The following is a 7,682-nucleotide window of genomic DNA, read 5'->3' as shown; positions in this document are numbered from 1 at the left end:
TTGTCGATCTGGCGCTGCAGGATGGCGAGTTGGTGGCGCAGCGTCAGAATCTCGACGTTCTTGTCCGAATCGGTCACGGGTATGAGCCGTATGAGGGTGAACACGCTCGTGAGCGCCAGGTAGGGCAGTCGCAGCAGCACGATAGATCATCCTGGCCTACCCCGTCTCGCAGACTTCAGCCATATCCGAGAACCGGCAGGTCACAGCGCATGGATGGGGTTTTCGGCACCCACAAGGCTCTCCGTGCCGACTAGTCTGGATCTTGGACGGGGTAACGCCGGCCGAACAGGCGATCAGCAGGGTTGTTCGACGCTGAGCTGCTCGGCCAGATCCTGGCCGGCTGGCTGCGGACCCGCACCGGGCCGGTACCGGCACGTCCCCGCCGGTACCGCACCGTCATCGCCGTGGACGGCAAGACCCTGCGTGCCGCCCGCCGCCCCGACGGCGGGCGGGTCCACCTTATCTCCGCCCTGGACACCGCCACCGGCATCGTTCTGGCCCAGGTCACCATCGCGGCGAAGAGCAACGAGATTCCCGCGTTCGCGCCGCTGCTCGACGCCGTCGCAGCCGTGCTCGGCGACCTGACCGGCGTCATCTTCGTCGCCGATGCCCTGCACACCCAGACCGAACACGCCCGGCAGGTCGCCGCCCGCGGCGCGCACCTGCTCGTGCAGGTCAAGGCCAACCAGCCAACCCTGCACGCCCAGCTCAAACGCCTGCCCTGGGCCCAGGTCCCGGCCGGAGACCGCACCCGCGACCGTGGTCACGGCCGCCGCGAGACCCGCACCGTCAAGGCAATCACCGTGGCCACCCCCGGCGGGATCGCGTTCCCGCACGCCGAGCAAGCCGTCCGGGTCACCCGCACCCGCATCACCGCCGGACGGACCAACCGGGAAACCGCCTACCTGACCGTGTCACTCCCTGCCGCCGATGCCCAGCCCGCCGACCTGCAAGACTGGATCCGCCGCGCCTGGCACATCGAGAACCGCCTGCATCACGTACGCGACGTGACGTTCCGTGAAGACCTCCACCAGGCCCGGACCGGCACCGGACCGCCGTCATCGCCACCCTGCGCAACACCGCGATCGGCTACCACCGCATCCACGGCGCGACCAACATCGCCCGCGCCAACCGCCGCGCCGACCGCCGCTCACACGACCTCATCAACGCCGTGACCAGCAGTTATCCCACAACGCAATGACCCTGGGCTGCAGGAGATGAAGTTGTATGCCACGGCACCACATGATCGTCAATATCGGACGAATTGCAGCAACAACTCTTGACAGCCAACTCTCGAAAGCTGTGCGACAGCCTCCAGCGCCCTGACCTGGGAATGCAGGAACGCCGGCCAGGTCGTGGCGGCGCGGTCCGGGGTGGGATCGATCCCTGCCGATCCTGGCCTGGCTGACCCCTACTCGCCCGAAGCCGCGCCAGCCTGCACGCCGAACTGCTGGTGCTGCGCCACGAGAACCAGGTGCTGCGCCGGGCCAAGCCGAAACCGCGGCTGGACTGGTCCGACCGGTTCCTGCTGGCCGGGTTGATCTGCGAGCTCCCGACCCTGCTGCGCCGGCGGCGGCTGGTCACCCTGGCGACCGTGCTGGCCTGGCACCGCCGGCTGGTCGCCAAGCACTGGACGTATCCGAACCGGTCCGGCCGGTCGCCGATCGACCCCGGGGTCACCGCGTTGGTCGAACGGGTGGACGGCGACAACCCCGGCTGGGGGGTGCGTGCGCATGCGCGGCGAACTGCTGCAGTTCGGTCATCGGGTCGGCGTGTCGACCATCCGCCGGGTGCTGCGCCGGGCAGGGATCCCGCCAACGCCGGTCCGCCGCAACCACACCACCTGGCGGAAGTTCCTGCGCACTCAGGCGTCGATCCTGTCAGCCTGCGGCTTCTTCCATGTCGACGCCGCGGTCACACTGCAGCGCTACTCCGTGTTCTTCGTTGTCGAGGTGGCCAGCAGGTACGTGCACATCCTCGGCGTCACGACCAACCCCGACGGGGCGTAGGCCGCCACGCAGCAGATCCGGAACCTGTTCATGGACTTGGGCGAGTGCCCGGACCAGTTCAAGGCACTTATCCGGGATCGGGCCGGGCAGTTCACCAACGCCTTCGACGCGGTGCTCGCCGACGCGGGGATCACGGTCGCGAAGGAGCACAGCAGGGCATCATCCCCGGTTGCTGTCAGCGATCTGATGTGCGCTGGGCCGTGTATCAGGGCGGGATCTTGGTTGGTGATCGAACTCGTTGTGACCAGGGCGGACGTCCTGGTCGGCACCCGCAGGGGTCGGTGGCGCCCGGCCAAAAGATCAGCTTCTGGAGGGGCCGTTTTCACCCGCCAGCACCGGGTCATTTTCCACGTGTCGTCGGCAATTTCACTGCCGCGTTGGCGATACTCCGAGGAGTCCACCGTCAACGGGGCATCTGCTCGGATCGCTGAGCGGATTGCTTCGGTGGCGTTTGAACGGTGCTGTCGTGGACATCGGGCGGCGGCACGGAATGGGAGTGCCCGCGCCCGGTACTGCTGCATCTTTACGCCGCGACTGCGCCAGCACCGTAGGTCAGCGCTTGGCGTAGACCACAGAACCGACAGGGAGAAATGGGCAGGCGACCCCCAGCGGGTAGCTGCGCCGAGCGGGTGTCCGCGTTCGCCCACATGTTCCACGGAATCGTGCCTATTTAGGGGATGATCATGAAACGCATTGCAATTCGTGCCACGGCGATCCAGTTGGTCACCACGGTGGCCCTGCTGCTATTGGCTCAGCCGGCATCGTCTGCGCCGGCTGTACCAAAAGGCGAGACGTTTACACTAGCGTTCGCTGCGGGCGAGGTTTGCCCGTTCGGTGTTGAGATCACCGCTACAAGCGCACAAACGGAACGCGTCACGCTGCCAAACGGTATCGTCATCATCACCGGCCCGGCCGTTGCCACGGTCACCAATCAGGACACCGACGCATCGGAAACCTACAACATATCCGGTCCAACCCAGTTCGATCCGGCGACAGGCCGCGTCGTCGTCACTGGACGAAATCTCATCCAGGCGCCCGCCGGTTCCGGCGGACCATTCCTGATCGTCACTAGTGGACGGGTGAGCTTCATCCTTGGCCAGCCGATCGATGTGCCACTACGTGGCCACGTGAGTCACAATGTCTGCGCCGAACTAGGTTGATGACGAGGGCGCCGCGGAAAGCGTCAATCCGCAGCGCCCTCATCATCTTGGTCCGAATCGGAACGACCGAGAGGATCCAGAACCGCATCACACCCGAGCTGCCTGACGCCTCGGATGGGCCGATCCGAATCGCGGCACGGGTAAATCGCGACTTTGTCAAGGACTTCACCGTCGAGCACTTGGTTCTCACTCGGAAAATGGCGTCTACTCGAATTTATGGGGGTTACATTGCGACGGCTATTCCTATTCCTATCCGTAATTTGATTTGGCGTGTTGCTGACCGCGACGCCCGCTGTAGCTACTCCGACTCTGGTGACGATATCGATCGCCCCAGGGGCACCTTTGACTTCCTCGCCCTCTGGGCAAACTGTGACAGGGTCTGTGAAAGTCACCTGTCCGCCGAGCTTCGGAACGAGCTCCGTGCAACTTCGAGTCCAGCAGTCGACCACTGCAGCGTTCGCTAGTGGATCGGTTATCGTCTCGTGCACAGGGAAGGCTGTCGGTGCTGACATTACGATGCCAGTCTTTCTTGGCGAGTTCGAGCGCGGACAAGCGATTGCCACTGGTTCGGCAACAATCCTCGGCAATATCGATGAGACCACCAAGCAGATCCAAATCACGATCAAAAAATGATGTTCCCGATTTCGCCTACATCGTAATGTCCGTTTGACTACTCCAGGCGGCAGTTGCCCAGGCAAAGTTAACCTTGTGTTCGGGTTGGGCTGGTTCGTGCGGCACTCGCTCCGGGTGGTAGGTCCCGTCTGTTGGTCAGCACCGCGCTACCGCCGAACTTGGCTGTGCTGAGATGAAGGCCGCGCTTCGCGCGGCGTGGCGGTCGCGGGAACCCGGCTCGTCGGGAAGCCGTAAAACCGTACGGCGGGCCGCGGCCCGCTCCTCCTCCGTCGCGGTGCGGGTCCGCGGCGCGAACAAGACCGACGCCTGCAACCGGACTGCCTCACGTCGGGCTCGGCCCTCGGCCGTCAGCCCACCACCGTCGAGATAGCGCACCCGAACCAGAGGCGCCACCCATCGGCCACGGTCACGTCAACACTCCGCGCCAGCCTTGATCGAAACTTGACGATTCAATCTCTGTGGCAGGTCACGGCACGGTGTAGCCGGCTGCGCGGAACAGCTCGTACCACTCGGCGCGGGTGATTGGGATGTCCGACCCCTGCGCCGCCGCGACGACGCGCTCGGGCGTGGTCGTGCCGAGGACGACCTGCATCCGTGCGGGGTGTCGGGTAATCCAGGCGACGGCGATGGCCTCGCCTGGCACGCCGTACTTCTCGGAGAGGCGGTCGATCACGGCGTTCAGCTCCGGGTAGCGGGCCGAACCCAGGAACGGGCCGTCGAAGAACCCGGCCTGGAACGGCGACCAGGCCTGGATTGTGATGTCGTGCAGCCGGCAGTAGTCGAGAATCCCGTCGTCCCGCACGATCGACTGGTCCAGACCCTGCATGTTGGCTGCGACCCCCTGGGCGATGATCGGCGCGTGCGTGATCGACAGCTGCAGCTGGTTCGCGACGATCGGCTGCATGACGTACCGGCGCAGCAGGTCGAGCTGACGGGGCGTCTGGTTCGAGACGCCGAAGGCGCGGACCTTGCCGGCGGCGGACAACTCGTCGAACGCCCGCGCTACCTCCTCAGGCTCGACGAGCGCGTCGGGACGGTGCAGCAGCAGGATGTCGAGGTAGTCGGTGCCCAGCGCCACGAGCGATCCGTTCACGGACTCGACGATGTGCTCGTACGAGAAGTCGAAGTAGGGGCCGTCCTTGACGATGCCCGCCTTCGACTGGATGACGAACTGCTCGCGCTCGGACGACGTGAGCCGCAGCGCCTCGGCGAACCGGCGCTCGCAGCCGTGCATCCCCGTTCCGTAGACGTCGGCGTGGTCGAGGAACGTGATGCCCGCGTTGCGGGCGGTGCTCACGAGCGTGCGCACCTCCTCGTCGGACTTGTCCTGGATGCGCATCAGGCCGAGGACGACGTTGGGCACCACCAGATCGGTGCCGGGCAGGGTGAAGGTCTTCATGGTCTCTCCGTGGCGGGATCAGGCGGACAGGCGCGCGACCTGCGCGGCCGTGAGCACGAGGTCGGGCGCACCCGCGGAGTCGCGGATGCTCTCGGGGCGCGAGGCGCCGGGGATCGGGATCACGACGGGCGCGAGCGCGAGCTCCCACGCCAGCGTGACCTGGTAGACGCTGGCGCCGACCTCGGCGGCGACCTCCTCGAAGGCTCCGTGGAGCCCGGCCAGGTCCTTCGCGTTCGCGATGCCACCGAGCGGGCTCCAGGGCAGGAACGCGATGCCGAGCTCGGCACAGTGCTCGAGCTCGCCCTGACTGGAGCGGAACCCGGGCGAGAACTGGTTCTGCACCGACACCAGCCGACCGCCGAGCACCTCGCGGGCCTCGTCGATCTGCGCGACGTCCGCGTTCGAGATACCCGCCATCAGGATGACGCCCTCATCCAACAGGTCGCGGATCGCCCCGACGGACTCCGCATAGGGCACCGACGGGTCCGGGCGGTGGAACTGGTAGAGCCCGATCGCCTCGACGCCGAGCCGACGCGCGGACTCCTTGGCCGCACGCTTGAGGTAATCGGGGTTGCCGTTGCGGGTCCATGTGCCGTCGCCTGGGCGCAGATGGCCGCCCTTGGTGGCGACGAGGACGTCCGCGGCGCCGGCGCCGTACGAGCGCAGCGCGCGGGCAATGAGCTCCTCGTTGTGGCCCACCTCGTTCGCGTCGCGGTGATACGCGTCCGCGGTGTCGATCAGGGTGACGCCGGCGTCGAGCGCGGCATGGATCGTGGCGATCGACCGCGCCTCGTCCGGACGCCCTTCGATGGACATCGGCATGCCGCCGAGACCGATCGCCGAGACGTTCCGGCCGCCGATGGTGCGCTGCAGCATGGGGTCTTCCTCCAGGGATGCCCACGCCGCGACGGCGTGGCGCGCACAACTGTATGAAGCGCTAATCTAGAAGTCCAACAGCTGCAATCTCTCAGATCCAGAGCCAGAGGACATGAATGGACCTTCGTCAAATGGAGTACCTCCTCGCGGTCGCGGAGGAACGTCATTTCACGCGCGCCGCGGCGGTCGCTGGCATCTCTCAGTCGGGCCTGTCCTCAGCGATCCGCAGCCTCGAGGAGGAGCTCGGCACAGCGTTGTTCGACCGCACGACGCGTCGGGTCGAACTCACGGCAGCCGGCGTCGCCCTACTGCCCTACGCCCGCGACATGCTCGCGCACGCAGCGGGAGCACGGGACGCCGTCGTGAAGGCGAGTCGCGAGGTCACGGGCTCTCTGAGCATCGGCGCCGAGCAGTGTCTCGGCTTTGTCGACGTGGTCGCACTGCTCGAACGATTCCACCGCCGCCATCCGCGCGTCGAGACGCGGTTCACGCAGACCGGCTCCCAAGAGCTCATCTCCATGGTGAGGTCCGGAGACGTCGACGTCGCGTTCGTCGCCAGCGCACGCCACCTCGGCTCCCTTCCGCACCGCACCCTGGGCCAGGAGTCACTCGTCCTGCTGGCGCCCAATGACCATCCCATCGCCGCGCGGTCGCAAGTCCCCTGGAGCGAGATGGAAGGCCAGGACTTCATCGACTTCGCACCGACCTGGGGCGTACGGGCACTCAACGACGACCTGCTCTCGGCGCACGGCATCCATCGCCAGATCCGCTGCACTGTCAACGACGTGCACACGCTGCTCGACCTCGTCACACGCGGACTAGGGATCGCCATCGTCCCGAGACACATCGCCGCGAAACCACAGGCCGCGCAGCTGCGGACAATCGCACTACCAGACGACATCGGCCCCACCTGGAAGGTCTCGGTCGTCTCCCCGTCATGGGACCGGATCGGGGGACCGTCCGCCCACCTGTTGGAACTCGTCACTGACGCCTCACCCGCTTGAACGCCTGAACCCAGGCAGAGGACGTCGGCTCGGCGATTACGCGATGGCGGACACTCCCGCGCCGATCCCAGAGGAGGGCAAGTCGGGCACAGTTGCGTTGCGGGATCGGCGGACGCGTTGTACCCGTGTCGGGTCCGCGGTCAGATCGCCCGGCGAGTTCGATGAACGCAGCTGCGACCCGCCGAGCGGACGGGGCGTCGACGGCGAGTTCGTAGTAGCCGCGACGAAGGTTCTGCATGAAGGCGTGTCCAGCGATGATGCCCCTCCGGATCCGCGTCCTCGATCGGGACGGCGTTGACGGCCAGGGTGCCGTACGCCCGTGGCAGGACCGGAGGCCAGCCGTCGTGGTCGCGATGCCACATGTTGATCGCTGGGAAGAACAGCGGCCGCTCGGCCGGGACGGTGCGCCGCCGCTGCACACGACCGCCGAGCGTTCCGGTCAGGAACCACACGTCATCGGGCTGGTGGACGCCCGCGTGCGCACCCGTGCGGTCACCGACGGGGTTCCTTGACCGGCACCGTTGCATTGAGAGTTGGCAAGATCGAGGCAGACTTGAGTTGCCCTGTGTCAACCCCTGGGTCGGGCGGCTGTTGGTTGGTT

Annotated in this window: 8 protein-coding genes; 6 read left to right on the top strand and 2 right to left on the bottom strand. The window is 66.4% G+C overall.

Annotation, left to right across the window (positions count from 1 at the left end; all coding sequences use genetic code 11):
* Positions 1-302: 302 nt before the first annotated feature.
* The 4 genes from ACFPIJ_RS36310 (at position 303) to ACFPIJ_RS36295 (ending at position 3,802) form a co-directional block, all read left to right on the top strand.
* Positions 303-1,175, top strand: coding sequence for an ISAs1 family transposase (locus ACFPIJ_RS36310; RefSeq protein ID WP_380122176.1), 873 nt, complete (start codon positions 303-305; stop codon positions 1,173-1,175).
* A gap of 558 nt (positions 1,176-1,733) precedes the next feature.
* A complete protein-coding gene (locus ACFPIJ_RS36305) occupies positions 1,734-2,009 on the top strand; it encodes a hypothetical protein (protein ID WP_380122175.1) in 276 nt (91 codons plus the stop codon).
* A 683-nt stretch (positions 2,010-2,692) separates the two neighbouring features.
* A complete protein-coding gene (locus tag ACFPIJ_RS36300) occupies positions 2,693-3,169 on the top strand; it encodes a hypothetical protein (RefSeq protein ID WP_380122173.1) in 477 nt (158 codons plus the stop codon).
* Between the two features lie 420 nt (positions 3,170-3,589).
* Positions 3,590-3,802 carry a hypothetical protein gene (locus ACFPIJ_RS36295; RefSeq protein WP_380122171.1) on the top strand — a complete coding sequence of 71 codons (213 nt, stop codon included), beginning with the start codon at positions 3,590-3,592 and terminating at the stop codon, positions 3,800-3,802.
* A 466-nt stretch (positions 3,803-4,268) separates the two neighbouring features.
* Here the strand turns inward: ACFPIJ_RS36295 and ACFPIJ_RS36290 are convergent, their stop codons facing one another.
* Together ACFPIJ_RS36290 and ACFPIJ_RS36285 are read right to left on the bottom strand one after the other, a co-directional pair.
* Positions 4,269-5,201: an aldo/keto reductase gene (locus ACFPIJ_RS36290; RefSeq protein ID WP_380122169.1), complete on the bottom strand. Its 933-nt coding sequence runs from the start codon at positions 5,199-5,201 to the stop codon at positions 4,269-4,271.
* Positions 5,202-5,219: 18 nt separating this feature from the next.
* Positions 5,220-6,077: an aldo/keto reductase gene (locus ACFPIJ_RS36285; protein WP_380122167.1), complete on the bottom strand. Its 858-nt coding sequence runs from the start codon at positions 6,075-6,077 to the stop codon at positions 5,220-5,222.
* A gap of 131 nt (positions 6,078-6,208) precedes the next feature.
* On the opposite strand from ACFPIJ_RS36285, the gene ACFPIJ_RS36280 reads away from it, so the two are divergent.
* Complete coding sequence (locus ACFPIJ_RS36280) at positions 6,209-7,081, top strand: LysR family transcriptional regulator (protein WP_380122165.1); 873 nt, start codon at positions 6,209-6,211, stop codon at positions 7,079-7,081.
* A gap of 353 nt (positions 7,082-7,434) precedes the next feature.
* Complete coding sequence (locus ACFPIJ_RS36275) at positions 7,435-7,593, top strand: hypothetical protein (RefSeq protein WP_380122163.1); 159 nt, start codon at positions 7,435-7,437, stop codon at positions 7,591-7,593.
* Positions 7,594-7,682: the final 89 nt, after the last annotated feature.

It is taken from the genome of Dactylosporangium cerinum (genome assembly GCF_042653625.1).
Lineage (GTDB): Bacteria > Actinomycetota > Actinomycetes > Mycobacteriales > Micromonosporaceae > Dactylosporangium > Dactylosporangium cerinum.
This window is presented reverse-complemented; position numbering and strand designations above follow the sequence as displayed.

What these genes read in the sequence shown, in the direction of transcription:
- ACFPIJ_RS36280 (WP_380122165.1), top strand. Translation starts at nt 6,209, where the DNA reads ATGGAGTACCTCCTCGCGGTCGCGGAGGAACGTCATTTCACGCGCGCC.
- ACFPIJ_RS36275 (WP_380122163.1), top strand. Translation starts at nt 7,435, where the DNA reads ATGCCACATGTTGATCGCTGGGAAGAACAGCGGCCGCTCGGCCGGGAC.
- ACFPIJ_RS36305 (WP_380122175.1), top strand. Translation starts at nt 1,734, where the DNA reads ATGCGCGGCGAACTGCTGCAGTTCGGTCATCGGGTCGGCGTGTCGACC.
- ACFPIJ_RS36285 (WP_380122167.1), bottom strand. Translation starts at nt 6,077, where the DNA reads ATGCTGCAGCGCACCATCGGCGGCCGGAACGTCTCGGCGATCGGTCTC.
- ACFPIJ_RS36300 (WP_380122173.1), top strand. Translation starts at nt 2,693, where the DNA reads ATGAAACGCATTGCAATTCGTGCCACGGCGATCCAGTTGGTCACCACG.
- ACFPIJ_RS36290 (WP_380122169.1), bottom strand. Translation starts at nt 5,201, where the DNA reads ATGAAGACCTTCACCCTGCCCGGCACCGATCTGGTGGTGCCCAACGTC.